17 protein-coding genes are annotated in these 20,075 nt (G+C 72.6%); 6 read left to right on the top strand and 11 right to left on the bottom strand.

What is annotated here, in order from left to right:
- Positions 1–225, top strand: a 225-nt coding sequence (locus AB0J69_RS42645; protein ID WP_364130220.1) for a hypothetical protein, incomplete at its 5' end; no start/stop codon positions are given.
- 22 nt (positions 226–247) lie between these two features.
- Here the strand turns inward: AB0J69_RS42645 and AB0J69_RS42640 are convergent.
- The 4 genes from AB0J69_RS42640 to AB0J69_RS42625 form a co-directional block, all read right to left on the bottom strand.
- Positions 248–1,102, bottom strand: coding sequence for an oxidoreductase (locus AB0J69_RS42640; RefSeq protein WP_364130217.1), 855 nt, complete (start codon positions 1,100–1,102; stop codon positions 248–250).
- A gap of 100 nt (positions 1,103–1,202) precedes the next feature.
- On the bottom strand, positions 1,203–2,651 hold the full coding sequence (locus AB0J69_RS42635) for an NAD(P)/FAD-dependent oxidoreductase (protein ID WP_364130214.1): 1,449 nt from the start codon (positions 2,649–2,651) through the stop codon (positions 1,203–1,205).
- 41 nt (positions 2,652–2,692) lie between these two features.
- Complete coding sequence (locus AB0J69_RS42630) at positions 2,693–3,139, bottom strand: VOC family protein (RefSeq protein ID WP_364130211.1); 447 nt, start codon at positions 3,137–3,139, stop codon at positions 2,693–2,695.
- 29 nt (positions 3,140–3,168) lie between these two features.
- Positions 3,169–3,993 carry an alpha/beta hydrolase gene (locus tag AB0J69_RS42625; RefSeq protein WP_364130208.1) on the bottom strand — a complete coding sequence of 275 codons (825 nt, stop codon included), beginning with the start codon at positions 3,991–3,993 and terminating at the stop codon, positions 3,169–3,171.
- Between the two features lie 334 nt (positions 3,994–4,327).
- Here AB0J69_RS42625 and AB0J69_RS42620 point away from each other — a divergent pair, with 334 nt between their 5' ends.
- Together AB0J69_RS42620 and AB0J69_RS42615 are read left to right on the top strand one after the other, a co-directional pair.
- Positions 4,328–5,944 (top strand): DUF6351 family protein, encoded by a 1,617-nt coding sequence (locus AB0J69_RS42620; RefSeq protein WP_364130205.1) that lies wholly within the window; start codon positions 4,328–4,330, stop codon positions 5,942–5,944.
- A 31-nt stretch (positions 5,945–5,975) separates the two neighbouring features.
- Positions 5,976–6,533 (top strand): DUF308 domain-containing protein, encoded by a 558-nt coding sequence (locus tag AB0J69_RS42615; RefSeq protein WP_364130202.1) that lies wholly within the window; start codon positions 5,976–5,978, stop codon positions 6,531–6,533.
- Positions 6,534–6,618: 85 nt separating this feature from the next.
- Here AB0J69_RS42615 and AB0J69_RS42610 read toward each other — a convergent pair whose 3' ends face one another.
- A complete protein-coding gene (locus AB0J69_RS42610; RefSeq protein ID WP_364130199.1) occupies positions 6,619–7,677 on the bottom strand; it encodes an alpha/beta hydrolase in 1,059 nt (352 codons plus the stop codon).
- A gap of 271 nt (positions 7,678–7,948) precedes the next feature.
- Between AB0J69_RS42610 and AB0J69_RS42605 the strand changes: the two genes are divergently transcribed.
- Positions 7,949–8,722: an alpha/beta fold hydrolase gene (locus AB0J69_RS42605; RefSeq protein WP_364130196.1), complete on the top strand. Its 774-nt coding sequence runs from the start codon at positions 7,949–7,951 to the stop codon at positions 8,720–8,722.
- A 5-nt stretch (positions 8,723–8,727) separates the two neighbouring features.
- Here the strand turns inward: AB0J69_RS42605 and AB0J69_RS42600 are convergent, their stop codons facing one another.
- Complete coding sequence (locus AB0J69_RS42600) at positions 8,728–11,490, bottom strand: AAA family ATPase (protein ID WP_364130194.1); 2,763 nt, start codon at positions 11,488–11,490, stop codon at positions 8,728–8,730.
- A gap of 164 nt (positions 11,491–11,654) precedes the next feature.
- Here AB0J69_RS42600 and AB0J69_RS42595 point away from each other — a divergent pair, with 164 nt between their 5' ends.
- Positions 11,655–12,206: a TetR family transcriptional regulator gene (locus AB0J69_RS42595; RefSeq protein ID WP_364130191.1), complete on the top strand. Its 552-nt coding sequence runs from the start codon at positions 11,655–11,657 to the stop codon at positions 12,204–12,206.
- 5 nt (positions 12,207–12,211) lie between these two features.
- Here the strand turns inward: AB0J69_RS42595 and AB0J69_RS42590 are convergent, their stop codons facing one another.
- The 4 genes from AB0J69_RS42590 to AB0J69_RS42575 form a co-directional block, all read right to left on the bottom strand.
- The gene (locus AB0J69_RS42590) at positions 12,212–13,105 is read right to left on the bottom strand and encodes an alpha/beta hydrolase (protein ID WP_364130189.1); all 894 of its coding nucleotides are present in this window, start codon (positions 13,103–13,105) and stop codon (positions 12,212–12,214) included.
- Positions 13,106–13,219: 114 nt separating this feature from the next.
- Complete coding sequence (locus AB0J69_RS42585) at positions 13,220–14,329, bottom strand: aldo/keto reductase (RefSeq protein WP_364130186.1); 1,110 nt, start codon at positions 14,327–14,329, stop codon at positions 13,220–13,222.
- A 319-nt stretch (positions 14,330–14,648) separates the two neighbouring features.
- The gene (locus AB0J69_RS42580; protein ID WP_364130183.1) at positions 14,649–15,500 is read right to left on the bottom strand and encodes an LLM class flavin-dependent oxidoreductase; all 852 of its coding nucleotides are present in this window, start codon (positions 15,498–15,500) and stop codon (positions 14,649–14,651) included.
- Positions 15,501–15,506: 6 nt separating this feature from the next.
- Positions 15,507–16,142 (bottom strand): hemerythrin domain-containing protein, encoded by a 636-nt coding sequence (locus AB0J69_RS42575; protein ID WP_364130181.1) that lies wholly within the window; start codon positions 16,140–16,142, stop codon positions 15,507–15,509.
- Positions 16,143–16,364: 222 nt separating this feature from the next.
- Here AB0J69_RS42575 and AB0J69_RS42570 point away from each other — a divergent pair, with 222 nt between their 5' ends.
- Positions 16,365–19,133 carry an AAA family ATPase gene (locus AB0J69_RS42570; protein WP_364130178.1) on the top strand — a complete coding sequence of 923 codons (2,769 nt, stop codon included), beginning with the start codon at positions 16,365–16,367 and terminating at the stop codon, positions 19,131–19,133.
- Between the two features lie 34 nt (positions 19,134–19,167).
- On the opposite strand, the gene AB0J69_RS42565 is transcribed toward AB0J69_RS42570, so the two are convergent.
- Entirely contained in the window at positions 19,168–19,944 is a 777-nt protein-coding gene (locus AB0J69_RS42565; protein ID WP_364130175.1) for a BTAD domain-containing putative transcriptional regulator, read from the bottom strand.
- Positions 19,945–20,075 lie beyond the last annotated feature (131 nt).

Raw genomic sequence — 20,075 nt, 5'->3', positions numbered from 1 at the left:
CGGGAGGTGGCCCACGCCATGGACGTTCCGACGGCGAAGTGGGCCGCCAAGGTCCTGGAGTACCCGGCCGGCGGGCTCGGGCTGTCCGGTCCCGGGTGGCCGTGGACGCTGGCCCTGCGCCCGCTCGTCCTGGGCCTGGCAGGACTGGCCGCCGCCCTGGGCGCCGCCTGGCTGATCCGGCGGGCCCGCACCCGCCGGCCGGTGGACGCCCGCAGCGGCCGATGAGCCGCTTCGAAGATCGCTTCTCCTACTGTGGGGGCCGGCGTTCGTCGGTGGGGTAGTCGGCCGAGCGGCTCACGTCGGCCCACTTCTCGGTTTCCGCGGCGCGGAGCTCGGCGGCCTTCTGGGCGGAGGCGACGGCGTCGCTGCCGAGGAGGAGCCGCCGGGGTGGGTCGGCGTCGCGGACGACGTCGATGATGATCCGGGCGGCACGGGCCGGGTCGCCGGGCTGGGTGCCGTCGGTGTCGCGCCGGTAGCGGTGGATGGCGCCCACGGTCTGCTCGTAGTCGGGCCCGACAGGGTGGATCTCCATGGAGGAGCCCTGCCAGTCGGTACGGAACGCCCCCGGCTCGACGATGATGACCTTGATGCCGAAGGGTGCGACTTCGTTGGCGAGGACTTCGGAGAAGCCTTCGACGGCGAACTTCGCGGTCTGGTAGGCGCCCATTCCGGGGGTGCCGCCGACGCGTCCTCCGATGGAGGAGAACTGTACGAAGACTCCTGATCGCTGGGTGCGCAGGACGGGCAGCGCGGCCCGGGTGACGTTCACGACGCCGAACAGGTTGGTTTCGATCTGGGCGCGGAAGTCGTCCTCGGCCATCTCCTCGATCGGCGCGCTGTTGCCGTAGCCGGCGTTGTTGACGACCACGTCGAGGCTGCCGAAGGTGTCGGTGGCCTCCTTGACCGCCCGGGAGGCCGCGGCGGCGTCGGTGACGTCGAGCGCGACCGCGCGTACCCGGTCGCCGTGCCGGGCCACCAGGTCGTCGAGCTGCTCGGGGCTGCGTGCGGTGGCGATGGCCTGGTCGCCGGCTTCGAGGACGGCTTCGGCGAGGCGACGTCCGAGGCCGCGCGATGCTCCGGTGATGAGCCATGTCTTGGCCATGGGTGTTTCCTTCGTTATCGATCTTCCCACTAACTGTCTCATCAATGTAGCATTTAAAGGGTTAAGGTTCGTCTGATGGTGACACAAATCTCGTCATGTGCTACAGGGTCCCTTGCTGGTCCCGGTACGTCTCCAGCAGTCGCAGCCACACCTCGCTGATGGTGGGGAAGGGTGGCACGGCGTGCCAGAGGCGTTCGACGGGGATCTCGCCGATGATCGCCACGGTGGCGGAGTGGAGGAGCTCGGCGACGCCTGGCCCGGCGAAGGTGGCGCCGACGACGGTGCGGCGGTCGGGATCGATGAGGGCGCGGGCCCTGCCGCGGTAGTCCGGGCTGTGCTGGACGGCGCCGGCGACGTGGCCGAGGTCGTAGTCGACGACGTCGACGCGGCGGCCGGTGCGCCGGGCTTCGATGGTGGTGAGGCCCACGCCGGCGATCTCGGGGTCGGTGAAGACGACCTGGGGCACGGCCGCGGTGTCGGCGGTGCCCGCGTGGGGGCTCCAGCGTCCGGTGTCGAGCGGGGTTCCGATGGCGCGGGCGGCGATGACGGCGCCGGCGATGCGGGCCTGGTACTTGCCCTGGTGGGTGAGCAGGGCCCGCCGGTTGACGTCACCCGCGGCGTAGAGCCAGTCGCCGGGGACGGCGGTGACGGTGAGGGTGTCGTCGGTGGCGAGCCAGTCCCCGGGGGCCAGGCCGACGGTCTCGAGGCCGATGTCGCCGGTGCGGGGCGCGCGGCCGGTGGCGAAGAGGATCTCGTCCGCGGTGAGCCGGTCGCCGTCGGAGAGGGTGATGCGGACCTCGCCGCCCGTACGGTCAGCGGTGCGGACGGTCACGCCGAACCGCAGGTCGGTGCCCGCTTCGCGGAGGCGGTCGGCGACGAGCTCGCCGGCGAAGGGCTCCATCTGCGGCAGCAGCCGGGTGCCGCGGGCGAGGAGGGTGACCTCGGTGCCGAGGGCCTGCCAGGCGGTGGCCATCTCGGTGGCCACGACGCCCGCGCCGGCGATGACGAGTCGTCCGGGCGGCTGCGCGGCGCTGGTGGCCTCGCGGCTGGTCCAGGGGCGCAGGTCGCCGAGCCCGGGCAGGTCGGGGAGGGCGGCGCCGCTGCCGGTGCACACGGCCACGGCATGCCTGGCCCGCAGGTGGACGGTGCCGCCGTCGGGGGTGGTCACGGCCACGCGTCGTGGCCCGTCGAGGCGGCCGTGGCCGCGTTGGAGGTCGATGCCGGCCGTCTTGAGCCATTCGACCTGGCCGTCGTCGTTCCAGTGGGCGGCCATGCGGTCGCGATGCGCCAGCACGGCGGCGACGTCCAGCGGTCCGGCGGCGGCCGGGGCCAGGCCCGGCACCCGGCCGGCGTCGGCCCGCAGGAGTGCGGGCCGCAGCAGGGCCTTGCTCGGTTCGCACGCCCAGTAGGAGCATTCGCCGCCGACGAGTTCGCTCTCCACGATGACGGTGCTCAGGCCGGCGGCGGTGGTCCGGTCGGCGACGTTCTCGCCGACCGGACCGGCCCCGATCACGACCACGTCATAGGTACGGGTGTCTTCGGTGGTCACTGGTCCTCCATGGTGTGGCCGTGTCTCGGGGATGGCGCCGGTCAGCGGCCGGGCAGCCGTTCGCTGATCTCCTGCAGGAACCAGCGGTTGCCGTCGGGGTCGGCGAACGAGGCGAAGGAGCCGTAGCTGGCACGCTGCGGGTGCAGGCCCATGACGCGGCCGGTCTCGCCGGCCTGGTGGAAGGCGCCGGTGGCGTCGTGGAACGGGCCGGTGACGTCGACGCCGCGGCCGGCCAGTTCCTTCCGGGCCTGCTCGATGTCGGACACGATCAGGTGCAGTCCCTGGACCGTGCCGGGTGCGGCGTCGGTGAGGCCGTCGCCGAAGATGATCGAGCAGGCCGAACCTGGGGGAGTGACCTGAATGATCCGGTAACCGTCGTTGATGGGGAAGTCCGCGTCGAGGCGGAAGCCCAGCTGCCGGGTGTAGAAGTCCCTGGCGCGGTCGGTGTCGGATACGGGCAGGACGACGACTTCGAGCTTCATGTCCATGGTCGTGATCTTCCTTTCGGGTCGTGGGGCTATCGGGTGGCGCGTGCGGCCTTCTCGATGACGCCGGCCACGGTCTTGGGCTGGGAGACGGCGACGGAGTGGGAGGCGCGTACCTCGACGGAGTGTGCGTGGGCGCGCTTGGCCATGTAGCGCTGGACCGCCGCCGGGATGTTGAGGTCCTGGGTCGTGATGACGGCCCAGGTGGGCTTGTCCTTCCAGGCGGCGGCCTCGGTCTTCTCCTCCAGGGCGGACTGGGCGATGGGCCGCTGGGTGGCGGCCATGAGGGCCGCGGCGCCGGCCGGTACGTCGGCGGCGAACTGGTGGCGGAACTTGCCGGGCTTGATGTACAGGTCGGTTCCGGCGGTGCCGTCGGGGAGGGTGAAGGGGGTCGGGTCGAGGGCGGCGGGGAGGGTGGAGCCGGGGTACTTGTTCGTCAGCTCCAGGGCGGTCTCGCCGGGGGCGGGCAGGAAGGCGGCGACGTACACGAGGGCCTTGACCTGGGGGTCGTTCGCGCCGGCGACGCTGATGACCGAGCCGCCGTAGGAGTGCCCGACGAGGATCTTCGGTCCGGCGACGTGGTCGAGGACGCTGCGGAGCGCGGCCGCGTCGTTGGCCGGCCCGCGCAGCGGGTTGGCCGCGGCGACGACGGGATAGCCGTCCGCGCGCAGCTCCTCGATCACCGCGTTCCAGCTGGAGGCGTCGGCGAAGGCGCCGTGCTCCAGCACGATGGTCGGCTTGGCCGGCTTGTCCGCCGCGAGGGCGGGCGTGGCGGCGGTGGCGAGGAGACCGATGGCGACCGTCGACAGGACGCCCGACATGAGCCCCCGGCTGCGTGCACCCTTGCTGCTGACCACGAAATTCCCCTTTCACAAGGCTTCCGACGAAGGTGGTGAATCTGGCGCCACCACTGTCGTCCGGGAAGGACCGCGGCCACATCGGTCACTTGACGGTCAGTCACGAGGGGGCGGCCGGACCGTCGGTCGGCGGCACCGCCCGGCCGTGAGCTGCGCGCCGCGCGCATGTCCCCGTATACGGCCCGCTGACTGCGCCGGGGCTTGTGCGACGTGCCGCCGGAGCGCCTCGCCGATGCTGACCGTCAACTGACTGATGTGCCGGATGCCGGCCGCGGACGACAGTGAGACGCACCCCAACAGCTGACGACCCAGAACGTCAGCGAGAGGAAACGTCATGAAACGCCTTTTGATCATTCTTGCGGCCGGCGTGCCGCTGGCGGCGGCGATAGCCCTGCCGACCAGCGCCGCCGCCGCGGCCGTCGCCGCCCCCTTCACCTGCTCGTCCCTCTCCGTGAACGCCCCGGCGGGGACCACGGTGGAATCCGTGACGGCGCAGCGCCGGGAGGCGGGCACCGTGACCGTCCCGCCGGTGACGCCGCTGCCCGGTGCCGAGATTCCCGGCGTGCCGGCCCGCTGCGAGGTCACGGTCACGCTCACCCACCCGGGCGTCGGCGACCACGCCAAGGTGCGGGTCTGGCTGCCCGAGACGGGCTGGACCGGCCGCCTCCAGGCGCTCGGCGGCAGCGCCTTCGCCGCCGGCGACTACGGCGCGGGCCTGGCCGGCGCCGTCAAGACCGGCTACGCCGCCGCGACCACCGACGCCGGCGTCAGCACCTACCTGGACACCACCTGGGCCCTGAACAGCGCGGGCGAGGTGAACACGGCGCTGCTGAAGAACTTCGCCGACCGCTCGCAGCACGAGATGACGGTCGTCGCCAAGCAGGTCATCGCCAAGGTGTACGGCAAGCCCGCCTCCTACTCGTACTGGAACGGCTGCTCGACCGGCGGCCGCCAGGGCTACATGGAGGCCCAGCGCCACCCCGGCGACTACGACGGCATCCTGGCCACCGCTCCGGCGATCAACTGGGACGAGTTCGAGGTCGCGACCGTGTGGCCGCAGGTGGTGATGAACGAGGAGGACACGTTCCCCTCTCCCTGCGAGTTCAACCTGTTCAACCAGGCTGCCGTCAAGGCGTGCGACCCGCTCGACGGCGCCCGTGACGGGCTCATCGGCGACCCCGCCAGGTGCGACTTCGACCCGCGCCGGCTCATCGGCAGGACGGTCGAGTGCGAGGGCGAGCAGGAGACGATCACCGCTGCCGACGCGGCCGTCGTACGCAAGATCTGGGACGGCCCCCGCACGCCGTCCGGCAGGAAGCTGTGGGCCGGCGTCCCGATCGGGGCCGGCTTCGACCTCGCCGGCACCAAGCTCGACACGGACGGCACCCGCGTGGGCGCGCCGTTCCCGGTCCCGGCCGCCTGGGTCGCGACGTGGCTGAAGCGGCAGCCCACCTACGACCTCTCGACGATCACCTACGCCGAGTTCGCCAAGCTGTTCGAGCAGTCCCAGGCCGAGTACGACAAGATCATCGGCACCGACGACCCCGACCTGTCGGAGTTCCGCAGGTCCGGCGGCAAGCTGCTCACCTGGCACGGCCAGGCCGACCAGCTGATTCCCGCCCAGGGCACCGTGGACTACCGCCGGCGGGTGGAGCGGGCCATGGGCGGTGCGCACCAGGTCGACGACTTCTACCGGCTGTTCCTGGCGCCGGGCGTCGCCCACTGCGCCGGCGACACGAGCACCGGCCCCAAGCCCACCGACGCCCTCGGCGCCCTGACGGCCTGGGTCGAACAGGGCAAGGCCCCGCAGACGCTGAGCGCCGCCATCACGGACTCCTCCGGCGAGACGGTGACGCGCAAGTTGTGCCTGTACCCGTCCGTCTCCCGCTACAGCGGCCACGGCGACCCGGCCGACGCCGGCAGCTACTACTGCGCCCCGGTCCGGCACTGACCATCATCCGCTCGTCGAAAGGCCATCCGTCATGAGCACGAAGGCTCCGTCATCCCTGCTGAGGCTGTACCTGGGCCGTGGAGTCCTGGCCGTGGCGTGGGCCGCGGCGTTCGCCTCCGCGCACGACCCCGTTGACGCCCTCGCGATCACCTTGCTGGTCGTCTATCCGCTGATCGACGCGGTGTCGTCGCTGATCGAGCTGCGCGCGGCCCCGGACGGACCGGCGGATCGCCTGACGCTGTTCAACGGGCTGCTCAGCGCGTTGGCCGCCGTCGGCGTCGGCCTCGCCGGAGCGGGCGGGGTGCCGGCGGTGCTGCACGTGTTCGGTGCCTGGGCCGTCGTCTCCGGTGCGGCGCAGGTGCTGGTCGGGCTGCGGCGACGCGGGCCCGACCTGGCCCCGCAGTGGCCGATGCTGATCGCGGGCGGTCTGTCGTTCCTCGTGGGCATCTTCTACAACATCCAGGCCCTCGGGGACACCGCCTCGCTCGATGTGCTGTCGGTCTATGCCACCGGCGGCGGCGTGTTCTTCATCATCCAGGCCGGGCTGCTGGCCTGGCGTGCCCGCCGGCCCCGGGAGCGGACCGTCTGACGGTAATCGGCCGCCAACGCAGAGACAGCCTGCCGGATCGTATCCGGCAGGCTGTCGGTGTGTTCGGGACTGGTCGTCGCGTTCGTCAGAGGTGGTCCACGTCGACGACGGCCTGGGCGAAGGCCGTGGGCGCCTCTTGCGGCAGGTTGTGGCCGATGCCCGCCAGGGTGCGGTGATCGTAGGGGCCGGTGAACATGGAGCGGTACGACGAGCCGTCGCCCGGCGGCGCCGTGAAGGGGTCGCGCTCGGCGTCCAGGGTGATGGTCGGCACCTTGATGACCGGCCGGGCGGCGAGCCGCTTCTCCAGGCCGTCGTAACGGCGCTCCCCTTCGGCCAGGCTCAGCCGCCACCGGTAGTTGTGGATCACGATGGCGGCGTAGTCGGGGTTGTCGAAGGCCGCGGCCGTGCGGTCGAACGTGGCGTCGTCGAAGTCCCACGTCGGGGAGACGGTGTCCCAGACGAGCCGGGCCAGGTCGTGCCGCTTGTCCCTGTCCTCCATGGCCTTCCGGCCCCGCTCGGTGGCGAAGTAGTACTGGTACCACCAGGCGTATTCGGCCTTCGGCGGCAGCGGTTCGAGGTTGGCCTCGAGGTTGGTGATGAGGTAGCCGCTCACCGACACCAGGGCCTTGCACCGCTGCGGCCACAGGGCCGCGATGATGTCGGCGGTCCTCGACCCCCAGTCGAAGCCGGCGAGAACGGCCTTGTCGATCTTGAGGGCGTCCATCAGGGCGATGATGTCGAGCGCGATCGCCGACTGCTGGGCGTTGCGGAACGTCTTCGAGGACAGGAACCGCGTGGTGCCATGGCCGCGCAGGTAGGGCACGATCACCCGGTAGCCCTGCGCCGCCAGCAGCGGGGCGACGTCGACGAAGCTGTGGATGTCATAGGGCCAGCCGTGCAGGCAGATGACGACGGGCCCGCGGGCCGGGCCCGCCTCGGCGTAGCCGATGTCCAGCAGCCCGGCCTTGACCTGCTTCAGCGGAGCGAAGGACGTGTGCGCGCCGGGCGTGGCCGCCGGCGACGTCGGGGTCGCCCCGCGCGTGGTGGCGGAGGCGGCCGGGAAGGCCTGCAGGCCCGCCAGCGAGGCGACGGTCGCGCCGGTGGCCAGACCGACGGCCTTGCCGAAGGTGCGCCTGTTGATCATGAGGAGTCCTCCGTGTCATGTCACAAGAAATGCGGCATTTCTTACTGTTTCGGGCAGTGGAATCCGACACATCAGTCAGATGACGGTGAGACACGGCGGACGGCGGCCGTGCCGGTCGCGCGTAACCCTCTCCCGGAGCACGGCGTCCCGGCAGACCGCGCCCGACCAGCGACGCGAGGCGCACAGGAACATTCAGTCATTCGACTGTTCCTGCCCCGGCACATGTGGACAATCCTTGATCGGACCTGGTCCTGAGCCTTCCGGAGGATCCGTGAATCCCACTCCCGTCGTCTTCATCCATGGCGCGTGGCTCCACGCGTCGTCGTGGGATTCCTGGAACGAGCGCTTCTCCAGTTTCGGGTTCGCCGCCTGCGCGCCTGGCTGGCCGGGGGAGCCCGACACGGTGGGCGAGGCCCGCCGGCACCCCGAGGCGCTGCACGAGCTGGGGCTCGACGCGCTCACGGAGCACTACGCGCGCATCGTCCGTTCCTTCGACACCCCGCCGGTGATCGTCGGCCACTCGGTGGGCGGGCTCATCGCGCAGCACCTCCTCGGCACGAACGCCGGCCGTGCCGCGGTCGCCATCGCCCCCGCCCCGGTCGATCACGCGACCGGACTGGCGCCCGGGGAGCCGTGGCCGGTGTCGATGGACGCCGGGAGGTTCCGGCGGCTGTTCGCCAACGCGGTCACCGAACAGGAGTCCGCCGAGCTGTTCGAGCGCCACGTCGTTCCCGGGTCACGCCGGCTGCTGGCCGAGCTGGGACACGGCGGCGCAGTACGGCACCCGCGCGCGGTCGTGGACCACGGCAACACCGGCCGCGGCCCGCTGCTGCTGATCTCGGGGCAGGAGGACCGGCTGGTGCCCGACCACGTCACCCGGGCCGTGTACAAGTTGTACGGCGACTCGACGGCCACCAGCAGCTTCAAGCAGTTCCCGGACCGGGCCCATTCGCTGGTCGTCGACAGCGGCTGGCGGGCGGTCGCCGACCACGTGCTCGTCTGGCTCGCCGAGCGAGGGGTGCGCGCCGACCCGTCGACGTGGTGAGGGGGTCAGATGTCGCCGTCGCCTGCCTTGCCCAGAGCGTCGCGCAGCGCGGCGCGCGAGGTGATGCCCAGTTTCGGGAAGACGCGGTAGAGATGGGAGCTGACGGTGCGCGGGGACAGGTGCATGCGTTCGCCGATCTCCTTGTTCGTCAGCCCGCTCGCGGCCAGCTCCGCGATGCGGCGTTCCTGCCAGGTCAGCGCGGTCAGGTACGACAGCGAGGCGCGGGCGGGCGCCCCTGAGGCGCGTAGCTCCGCCTGGGCGCGTTCGGCCCAGCCCGTGGCGCCGAGCCGCTCGAAGGACTCGGCGGCGCGGACCAGGACGGGCCGTGCGGCCTTGGGCCCCTGGGTGTGCCGGAGCCGGACTCCGTGGGCCAGGCGGATGCGCGCCAGCTCGAACGGGAAACCGGCCGCGGCCGGGTGGGCCTCGGCGCGGGCGTACATGTCCTCGGCCTCCTTCTCGTCGGCGGCCGTCATCGCCAGGGCGCCGTAGGTGATGAGGGCCAGCCGGGGGGAGACGGCGGGCAGGCCGGCGTCGAGGGCGGCCCGGGCGTGCCGGCGGGCCTGCTCCAGGCGGCCGGTGTGCACGGCGGCCTCGACCAGGTCGAGCAGCGTACGTGCGGCCTGGTGGGCGTAGCGTTCGAACGATCCGGGCGGCGTGATGCCGATGGCGTACAGGTAGGCGGCTTCGTGGTCGCCCTCGCTCAGGGCCGCCGCCGTGCCGATGGCGTCGGCGATCTGGGTCAGGAAGCCCACGCCGCGCGGGCGGGCCCAGGCGTCCAGGACGGCCTGCGCCTCCCGGGCCCGATCGACCTGGCCGCGCAGGGCGGCCAGGAGCCCCAGGTAGGCGCGGGTGTGGTGGGCGAACAGCGTGTTCCCGTGGGACGTGGTCAGCTCCAGCGCGCGCTGTCCCGTACGTTCGGCGTCGTCCCACTCGCCGGCGGCCAGCTGGTCGAGCATGATCAGGTGCAGCATGGTCATGCCGGTGGCCACCGCGCCGGTCTCCACCTCACGGTCGACGGCCCGCTGCAGGTAGGGGCGGTACTGGCCCAGCGTGTCGACGTGGTAGGCGGCGACGGCCAGGCGCGAGACGTCCCACGGCTCCAGCTCCGAGACGCCGGCGAAGGCGCGCTCGACCCGCTCGTGCACGCCGGCGCCGTGACGGACGACGTCGCTCCACGCGTCGCGGTAGATCGCCGAGCGGGTGTCGACCCGGTCCCCGAGAGAGTCCATGAGCTGCTCGGTGCGGTCCCACAGCGCGGCGTCGCCGGCGTACTGGCTGATGGCCAGCAGCACGTTCACCAGCCGGGTGAGCGCTTCGGCAGGCTCGTGCGCGCTGTCCTTCCGCAGGCTCTCGATCGCCGCCGCGACGTGGCGATGCGCGGAGCGTACGTCGCCGTCTTCGTACAGGGCCACGTAGGCGGAGGTGACGACCGTGGCGGGGGACTCGCTCGCGCCCGGCGGCAGGTCGGAGCGGAGGAGTTGCTGCACCTGGTCCAGGAGCGCGGCATGCCCGGCGATGAAGGCGGCGTCGCCGAGCCGCCTGGATCGGTCGGCGGGGGTCTCGCTCAGCTCCGCCGCGCGGATCAGCCAGGCCACGGCGGCGACCGCGCCGCCGCGCCGGGTCGCCGAGTCGGCCGCGGCTTCCAGCGCGGCCGCCACCTCCTCGTCGGGATCCACGATCGAGGCGGCCAGGTGGCGGGCGCGCCGCTCGACGTCGTGGCGGTGCACCTCCGCCAGCTCGGCGTGTGCCGCGCGCCGCTGGTTGGGGGTCGCCAGCCGCACGACGGTGGTGCGGATCAGCGGGTGCCGGAAGACGAGGTCGCCGGTGGCGGGGTCGGAGTCGAGCAGGCCCGCGGCGACCGCTTCGTCGGCCCCGCGCATGCGGTAGCGGGGGCCGGGGGCGTGGTTGCCGCCCGGTCCCGCCCCGACGCCGTCCAGAGCGCCGCGCAGCAGCTCCGCGCGTACGGGACCGGGCAGGCGTTCGATGCGGATGCCGTAGACGTGCTGCAGCCGGCGCGACAGCGGGATGTTGCCGAATCCGAGGAGCTCCTCGGCCGTGCGGCCGGTGTGTCCGCCGTTCACGTAGGCGGGCAGCTCCAGCAGCGCCAAGGGGTTGCCCATGGCGTGCTCCATGACGATGCGCCGGGTCTGCGGGTCGAGCTCCGGGTGGCGCAGGTCCAGCAGCTGCCCGGCGGCCCTGTCCGACAGGGCCGCCACGGGGAGCTCGGGAAGCGCGGCCGTGTCGAACCGCGAGCCCAGGTCGGACCGTACGGCGATGAGCATCTTGACGGAGCTGCCGGTGAGCCGGCGCCCCACGAACCCGCACACCTCGGCGCTGGAGGCGTCCATCCACTGACCGTCGTCGAGCACCAGCAGGAGCGGCCGCTCCGACGCCGCCAGGGACAGCAGGTCGAGGACCACGATGCCGAGGGACATGACCGACGGCGCCTTGCCCTCGCGCAGCCCGAAGACGACGTCGAGGACGGCACGGTGGCCCTCGTCGAGCTCGGCCGAGCGGGGCAGCAGCGAGTACAGCAGCTGGTGCAGGCCGGCGAAGGGCAGCTCCGCCTCCGCCTCGACGCCGGCGGCCCGGATCACCCGGTGGTTCTCCGAGGCGGCGAGGCCGGCCACGTGGTCGAGCAGGGCGCTCTTGCCGACCCCGGTCTCGCCTCTGAGGATGAGGGCCTGCCCCCCGGTGGCCGCCATGAACGCCGACAGTTCCCCTTGGACGTCATCCCGGCCCACCATCGTCGAGACGAGCGACTCCACGCTTCCCTCACTCCTTCGGGTATGGCCGATCAGGCCAGAGTCCTTGGCCACGAAGCGCTGAACCCAATAACTGCCTCACAAGAGTAGCGCTTGAAAGTGTAACTTTCCCATTTATGTGACATTAAGTTGCTTCATGTGCTACGGGACGGAGTATCTTTGACCAGGTGAGAGCAGACGCGACGCGCAACCTGGAACGCGTCCTGAGCACGGGCGCCCGCATGCTCGCCGACGACCCCTCGGCGACCATCGCCGCCATCGCCGCCGCGGCGGGAGTGGACCGCCGCACGGTCTACCGCCGCTTCGCCTCCCGTGAAGACCTCATGGCCGCCGTCTACGGGGCGCGCTACGACGCGGTCGAGGAGGCCATCGAGGCCGCCAGGCTGCGCGAGGCCCCCGTCGCGGTCGCGCTGCATCGTTACGTCGAAGGCATCATCGCCGTCAACCGCAAATGGCCCGTGGAGACGAGCCGGATGCTCCGCGACGTGACGATCCGGGAGCGCCGCCGCCGGCTGATCGACGAGGTCGACGCCTTCCTGCGGCGCGCGACCGACGAGGGTCTGCTGCGCTCCGGCCTGCCGCCCGGCTGGGTGGCCACCGTCCTGCCGCCGCTGCTGGAACGCGCCGCCGAGGACCTGTCCGAGCTGAGCGCCGCGCAGGCCGCCGACGTCGTGGTCGACACGCTGCTGCGCGGCGTCGGCACCCCGCAGGCGCGCTGACCCCGTCACCCGGCCGTGGCCGCCACGAAGGCCGTCACGGCGCGCGCGAAGGCATCCGGCTCCTCGACATGACCGAGATGGCCGCTGTGCTCCAGCAGGACCAGCTCGGCGCGGGGGATCCCGGCGGCCAGCTCCCCGGCCCAGCGCGGACCGCAGATGACGTCGTGGCGGCCGGCGATGACCAGCGCCGGTACGCCGAACTCGCCGAGCATCGCCCGGTCGTCGATGGCATCCGGGACGAGCCGGTCGTCCAGGCCGGAGATGTAGGTGCCGGTCACCGAGAACAGCGGCGCGTACTCCTCCTGGTGGTCCCAGTAGTCGGCGAGGTAGGCGGGCAGCAGCCCGCGGGCCGCGCGGGTGACCCCCTCGTCGTCGGCCAGCCCGCCCAGCGACTCCCACGCGTCGATCACGTCCCGCAGCCCGGTCCTGCCCGCGTTGCGCCGCGCGAACGCCTCCATGTTGCGCGCCGACTCGGCGAAATGCTCGGGGCCGGTCACCGGGGCGCTGTCGTACAGGATGACGCCGGCGAGCCGGTCGGGGCGCGTCAGGGCGTAGTGCTGCGCGACGAAGCCGCCGTGCGAGTGGCCGAGCAGGTGGACGCGGTCCACGCCGAGGTGCCGGATCAGCCCGTCCAGGGCCTGCGCGTAGCGTTCGCGCGTGTAGCCGTGCGGATGCGCCGGCAGCCGGCCGGAGGCGCCCGTCCCGATCGGCTCGACGTACACCATGGTCAGGTGCTCCTCGGCCGCCGGCATCCGCAGGTAGTCCCACGACAGCCCCGGGCCGCCCGGGTGGGCCAGGCAGACGGGCCCGGTCCCGGCGACGTGGTAGCGCTGGGCGACGCGCCCGATGTCGACAGTGTGCGTGCCCGGCGACAGCGGGGTCGTGACGGCGGTGTTCATGTGTCTTCCTTTTGTGTCCGGCGGTTCGCGAGATTTCGGGTGACTCGACATGGCGTATGACCTTAGGCGTCGCCTGCTTGCGGGACGTTGACGACGCGTATACGCCGTGGACCGTCAAGCGCTGCGTTCGGGCGCCCAGTTCCGTACGGCGGGGGCGTATCCGGCAGGCTTGTCCCCGACCTTGACGCCCGGGCTGACCAGCCAGTTCTGATAGTCCGGCGTGAACATCCGGTAGACCGACGCGGGCGGCACGGAGCTGGCCTCGTCGAGCTCGGCGCGCAGCTCGGCCGGCAGTTCGACGTCGAGGGCCGCCAGGTTGGCGTCGAGCTGGTCCGCGTTGCTCGCCCCGACGATCGCCGAGGCGACGCCGGGCTGGGTGGCGACCCAGTTGAGCGCGACCTGGGCCATGGTCATGCCGAGCTTGCCGGCGACGCTCTCGACCGCCGCCAGCAGCCGCCAGTCCCGCTCCGTCCACGAGAGCCCGGTGGAGCCCGCGCCGCTGAGCCGGCCCTCTCCGGCCAAGCCCTGGTCGGCACTGCGGTACTTGCCGGTGAGGAAGCCACCGCCGAGCGGGCTCCATGCGGTGATGCCGAGTCCCAGGCTCTGCCCCATGGCGACGTGCTCCAGCTCGATCGTCCGGTCGATGAGGGAGTAGGGCAGTTGCAGGCTGACCACCGGTACGAGGGAGTGGGCCTCGGCGTAGGTCTGGGCCCGCGCGGCGTACCAGCTGGGCACGTCGGACAGGCCCGCGTAGCGGATCTTCCCGGCCCTGGTGAGGTCGTCGAAGGTCCGCATGACCTCCTCGACGGGGGTGATCCGGTCCCAGCTGTGCAGCAGGAACAGGTCGATGTAGTCGGTGCGCAGGCGGCGCAGTGACGCCTCGACCGCTCTGATCATGTGCTTGCGGCCGTTGCCGCCCGCGTTCGGATCTCCGGGGGCGACGCTGTTGGTGAACTTGGTGGTGAGCACCACCCTGTCGCGCACGTCGGCCTCCGCGATGAGGTTGCCGAGGATGGTCTCGCTCTCGCCGGCGGTGTAGAAGTCCGCGGTGTCGATCAGGTTGCCGCCGGCTTCGAGATAGCGGCGGAAGATCGGGCGGGCCTCCTCCTCGGTCTTGCCGTACGCGGCGTGGAAGCCGCCGGTGCCGAAATTCATCGTGCCCAGAGCCAGCCGGCTGACGCGCAGTCCGGAACGTCCGAGCAGGTAGTAGTGGTCGAGAGGCATGAGGGTGTCACTCCGTTCGCAGGCAGCTCTCGTCAGCTTCCGCATCCGAAAATGGACCGTCAAGTCCAAAGAGCTCACCAGTCACCGCCTTGACCGGTGACGGGCTTGCTGAGAGTATCATCACCAGTTAGACAGGTGACGAATTCCCGGCGAAAGGAGCATCCGGTGCTCGTATCGAATCTCATGAGGGTGTTGGCGGTGGCCGTGCTCGTGGTGGCGGTCGCCCTTGCCTGCTTCGCCCAGGTGGTCTGAGCGCGAACAAGCCGGACGGCGGGCGCGGCGACAGGTCGCGTCCGCCGCGCGGCCGGACCGGAAAGGGTCACGCCAGCAGGTCCGCCAGCCGGTCGATCTGCTCGATGTCGTCGGACCAGCAGCTGAGCATCACCTCGTGCGCTCCGAGGTCCCGATAGGCGGCGACGGTCTCCCGGATCTCCGTGGCCGTCGTCGCCATCGCCTGCAGGGACTGCGCGGCGAGCTCCGGTGCGAACCCGTAGTAGCGCAGCAGTGCCGCCCGCGCCTCCGCCACGGTGGGCTCCGGCCCCAGCGCGACGTTGATCTGGGCGACCAGCAGCGGTTCGCCCGGCCGGCCCGCGTCCTTCCACTGCCGTCTGACCAGCTCGAACAACGCCCCCGCGTACCCCGGTGGAGCCGGGCACATGTAGCCGGTGCCCCACCGGGCGATCCGGGCCAGCGCCGGCGGCGCGAACCCGCCGAAGAGCAGCTCGGGACCGCCCGCCCGCACCGGGGCCGGACCGACCGGCCCGAGACCCGGGGCGACCGGTTCGCCGGCCCAGACCCGGCGCATGGCCGCCAGCTGCTCGTCCATCCGCCGCCCGCGAGAGGCGTGATCGGCGCCCACGGCCTGGAAGTCGTCCTCCCGCGCGCCGACCCCGAGACCCAGGGCGAACCGGCCACCGGACAACCTGTCGAGCGTCGCGCTCTGCTTGGCCAGCAGCACCGGATCGCGCAGCGGTGCGAGCACCACTTGCGACTGCACCCGGATCCGCTCCGTCACCGCCGCCATGGCGGCCAGCATCACCATGGTCTCGGGGTTGTCGTACACGATCCGGTCCGGCACGCCGATCCTGGCGTACGGACCGGCGTCCGCGCGCCGCGCCCACGCGACCAGCGCGGCAGGATCGACGAAGGGCACGGCGAGTCCGAGTGTCATGTGCGCTCAGCCTTCCGTGGCGCCGGACAGGACGGCGAGGGCGGCGTGCGCCTGCTCGCGCAGCACGGGCACGAACGCCTGCGCGGGCTCCGGCAGGCCGGACAGGACGAACGCGACCTCCTCCGGCGTGCCGACCTGGTCGAGGAATCCCACGATCAGGTGCCCCGCCACGGTCGGCGAGGTGGCGACGACTTCCCGGGAGAACGCGGTCCACTCCTCCGGCGAGAGGTGCTCGCGCAACGCCGGGAACAGGATCGGCTCTTCATGCTCCAGATGCCGGTGAACCAGGGCCCGGACCGCTTCGGCCGCCCGCTGCAACCCCGGGCGGTCACCGTCCTCGTGGCTCGGCGCGGCCTCGAGGGCGTCGAGTGCGGCGTCGAGCTCGTCGTGCTCCTCGCTCAGGACGGCCAGCTGCGCCGCCGCCTCCGGCGCCGCCGCGGCGATCATCGGCCACAGCTGGTGGTCCTCGGTCTCGTGATGGTGGCGCAGGTTCTGGACGAGGAACTCGCGCAGCTCTGCCAGGGCCGCGAGGGGGACGGAGGGCCGGAGGGCGGCCTCGGCCAACAACGTCGTGGCGCGCCGGTGGAATGCGTGAATGAGGCGGGTCTCGGTGACGGCCCCGGCCTCAGCGTTGGTCGACATGCCGGGGAGCGTAGAAGCAGCGGGAGGGGGTTTCGTTGACGAACGGTTGGCGCCCGGGACGGGCGTCCATCTCGTACGTATACGTCCGCTTGCCCCGGCGGCGGGCGTCCGGGCCGCGCCGGCAAAGCGGCGTATCCGGGCACTTTCGGTAGGGTCGCGAAAGGACTCGCGCACGGCTGGGGGAGAGACAGCCGAGGATTCCGAGGGTAGGAGTGCCGCATCATGCCACTTTTCGGACGGGGAGCCGAGCTGAAGGCCCTGGCCGAGCTCATCGACGCCCCCGGCGGCGCCGCCGGCGTTCTCCTTCGGGGGGAGGCCGGCATCGGGAAGTCCGCGCTCGTCGCAGCGGCGGTCGCCGCGGCGTCGGCCGCCGGCCTGCGCGTGCTGACGATGACCGGCGTGGAGGCCGAGCAGAATCTCGCTTACGCCGGGTTGCACCAACTGCTGTACCCGGTCCAGGCAGGCGTGGACGCGCTGCCGGCCCCGCAGCGTGACGCCCTGCGCGGCGCGTTGGGCCTCGCCGAGGCGGCCGAGCCCAGCGCCCACCTGGTCGGCCTGGCCACGCTGACCCTGCTGGCCGAGGCGGCCGCCGCCCGGCCGCTGCTGGTCGTCGCCGAGGACGTGCACTGGCTCGATCCCGCCAGCGCCGACGTTCTCGCCTTCGTGGCGCGCCGGATCGAGTCCGAGCCCATCGTCATGATCGCGACGCTCCGGGACGGCGAGCGCTCGCACCTGCAGGACGCCGGGCTGATCCCGATGCCCGTTGCCCGGCTCTCCGACGAGGTCGCCGCCGAGCTCCTCGACTCGATCGCCCCCGACCTCACCCCGGCGGTACGGGCGCGGCTGCTGGAGGAGGCCGCCGGGAACCCGCTGGCGCTGACCGAGCTGCCGGCGGCCCTGGAACACCACGGCGGCCCGGACCCACTGAGGTCTCTGGGCGATGGCCTGGGCGGGCTGGGCCCGGTGCTGCCCCTGAGCGAGCGTCTTGAGCGCGCGTTCACCGCCCGGGTGGCCGCCCTGCCGGCTCCGGCCCGCACCGCCCTCCTGGTCGCGGCGCTCAACCAGAGCGATTCGGTCGCCGACACGCTCGCGGCCACGGGCCTGATCCTGGGGTCGGCTGCCGAGCCGGAGATCCTCGCACCGGCCGCCGAGGTCCGGTTGATCGAGCTCGCCATCGGCACGGTGACGTTCCGCCATCCCCTGATGCGGTCGGCCATCGTGGCGGCCTCGACGATCGCCGAACGCCGGCAGGCCCACCTGGCCCTGGCCGAGACGCTGCACGAACAGCCGGACCGGCGGGCCTGGCACCGGGCCGCTGCGACGGCCGGAGCCGACGAGGGCGTGGCGGCCGAGCTGGACCGCGCGGCGGACCGGGCCCGGCACCGGGGTGGGGTCGCCGCCGCCATCGCGACACTGGAGCAGGCGGCCCGTCTGAGTGAGGGGCAGGACCGGAAGGCGCTCAGGTTGCTGAGAGCGGCCGAGCTCGCGGTCGAGTCCGGCAGCCGCGCCACGGCCGAGCGTCTGGTGCGCGACGCGCAAGCCCTCGAGCTCTCGCCGCGCCGGCGTGCCGCCGCCGCCTGGCTGCTCAGCGGCTTCGAGGACGGGGTGCGCGAGGACGTCTCCCGCGTGTCAGAGCTGGCCGAGCTGGCCGGGTCGGTGGCCGCCGACGGCGAGGTGGAGCCGGCCGCGCGGATCCTGTGGGGGGCCGCCATGCGCTGCTTCTGGTCCGAACCGGGTCCGGCCGCGCGCCGCTCGTTGCTGGACGTGGCGGACCGGCTGCCCATCCCCGCCGACGACCCGCGGATGGTCGCGGTCGCCGCGTACGTCGCGCCGTTCGAGCGCGGCGGCAGCACGCTCGACCAGCTGCGCAAACTGGCCGGCACGGCCGGTGCCGTCCCCGAGATCGATCGCTACCTGGGCAGCGCGGCCCTGCAGGTGGGGGCGTTCGACCTGGCTGCCCGTTTCGCCGCGGCGGCCGCGCCCGGCCTGCGTGCTCAGGGCCGGCTCGGGCTGCTTCCCCGGGCGCTGGCCGTCCAGGCGTGGAGCCGGGCCCGGCTCGGTGACCTGGCCACGGCCGTACCGATCGCGGCGGAGGCCGCCAAGCTCGCCCAGGAAACCGGGCAGCCGTTCATGTACGGCCTGGCCACGGCCGTCCAGGCCGAGATCGCCGCGCTGAGGGGCGACCACGGGCGGGCCAGAAGGCTCGCCGACGAGGCCGAACGGGTCGCACTCCCGGCCGGCGCCCGGCCCGTCCTGGCCACCGTCCAGCTCACGCGCGGGCTCGTGGCCCTGAGCGAGGCGCGCTTCGACGACGCGTTCGCCGCGTTGAGCAGGATTCTCGATCCCGCGGACCCCGCCTACCAGCTGGCCCTGCGCGCATACTGCCTCGCGGAGCTCACCGAGGCCGCCGTACGTGCCGGGCGTACCGACGCCATGCGCGACATCCTGCGCGGCCTGGAGCCGCTGGCCGCATCGACGCCGTCACCGGCGCTGCACATCGGGCTGCGCTACGCGCGCGCCGTGCTGGCCCCGAGCGAGGAGGCGGAGAAGCTGTTCACGGCCGCGCTGCGGGCGGACCTGACCGGGTGGCCCGCCGAACGCGGACGCCTCCACCTGGCGTTCGGCGAATGGTTGCGGCGGCAGCGCCGGGCCGCTGAATCCCGGTCGCACCTGCGTACGGCCAGGGAGACGTTCGACGCGCTCGGCATGGCCGCATGGGGCGAGCGCGCACGAGGGGAGCTGCGCAGCGCCGGGGAGTCGAGCCCGAACCGGGACCCCGACGCGCGGGAAAAGCTCACCCCGCACGAGCTGAACATCGCGCAGCTGGCCGCCGAGGGGCTGACGAACCGGGAGATCGGGCAACGGCTGTACCTTTCTCACCGCACAGTCGGCACCCACCTGCACCGGATCTTCCCCAAGCTGGGGGTGAGCTCCCGGGCCGATCTCGCGCGGATGCTCAAGGCCCTCGAGGAAAGGGCCGCTTCCCGGTAAGGGCCGATCCTGCTCACGGCGGCCCGTGAGCGGCTCAGACGAGCGAGGCGTCGGCCGCCGTCCTGATCCGGGCGTACATCCTCCGCAGGCCAGGGCCGGGCTGCAGGCCCAGATTGTCGTCCAGCAACCGGGCTATCCGGTGATAGGCCGACAGAGCCTCCCCCCGCCGGCCGTCGCGGTGGAGGGCCCACATCAGCAACTCCCACAACCGCTCGCGATAGGGCTCCGCCGCCGTCGCAGGCATCAGGCCGGCGATCGCCTCGCCACAGTCGCCCTGCGCGATGTCGAGTGCCCAGAGCTCCTCCATGGCCGACGCGCGCAGCTGCTCCAGCCAGGCTCGGCGGCCCTCGAAGAAGGATCCGCCGAGCCCCTCGAACGCCGGCCCGCGCCACAGCGCCAGCGCACCGCGCAGCAGCCGGGCGGCCTCCGCGACCTCCCCCCGCGCACGGGCGTCCCGCGCGGCGGCGGTGGCCTGCCGGAACACCGCCACGTCGACCGCGCCGGGGTCCACGACCAGCTGGTAGCCGCCGCCCGCCGACCTGATCTCCGCCTCGGTGCCCGCTCCGGCGGCACCGCCGGCGGTCAGCATCCGGCGCAGCCTGGAGACGTAGGTGCGGGTGCTCACGACGGCGCTGCGCGGCGCCTGGCTGCCCCACAACGCGCTCACGATCTCGTCGAGCGTGACCTGACGCCCCTCGCTCAGGAGCAGCAGGGCCAGCACTCCCCGCTGTTGCGGAGACCCGGCCTCCAGGTCTTCCCCACCGCTCCGGACCCTGATCGGACCCAACAACCCGAAGCTCACCCCGGCCATCGAGAATCCCCACCCTCTCGCTCAGCGCCGCGACCGTCACGATGCCCCCCGGCATCTCTGACCGAGCCTACTGACGCTGCGTCGGGACTGTTGACGCGCTGTCCGGCTGAGCGATGGCGTACACGCACAGC

The sequence above is a fragment of the Nonomuraea sp. NPDC049709 genome (assembly GCF_040674815.1).
In the GTDB taxonomy this organism is placed as follows: Bacteria; Actinomycetota; Actinomycetes; order Streptosporangiales; family Streptosporangiaceae; genus Nonomuraea.
Note: the sequence above shows the minus strand (reverse complement) of the source record. Positions and strands in the feature narration are given on the sequence as shown.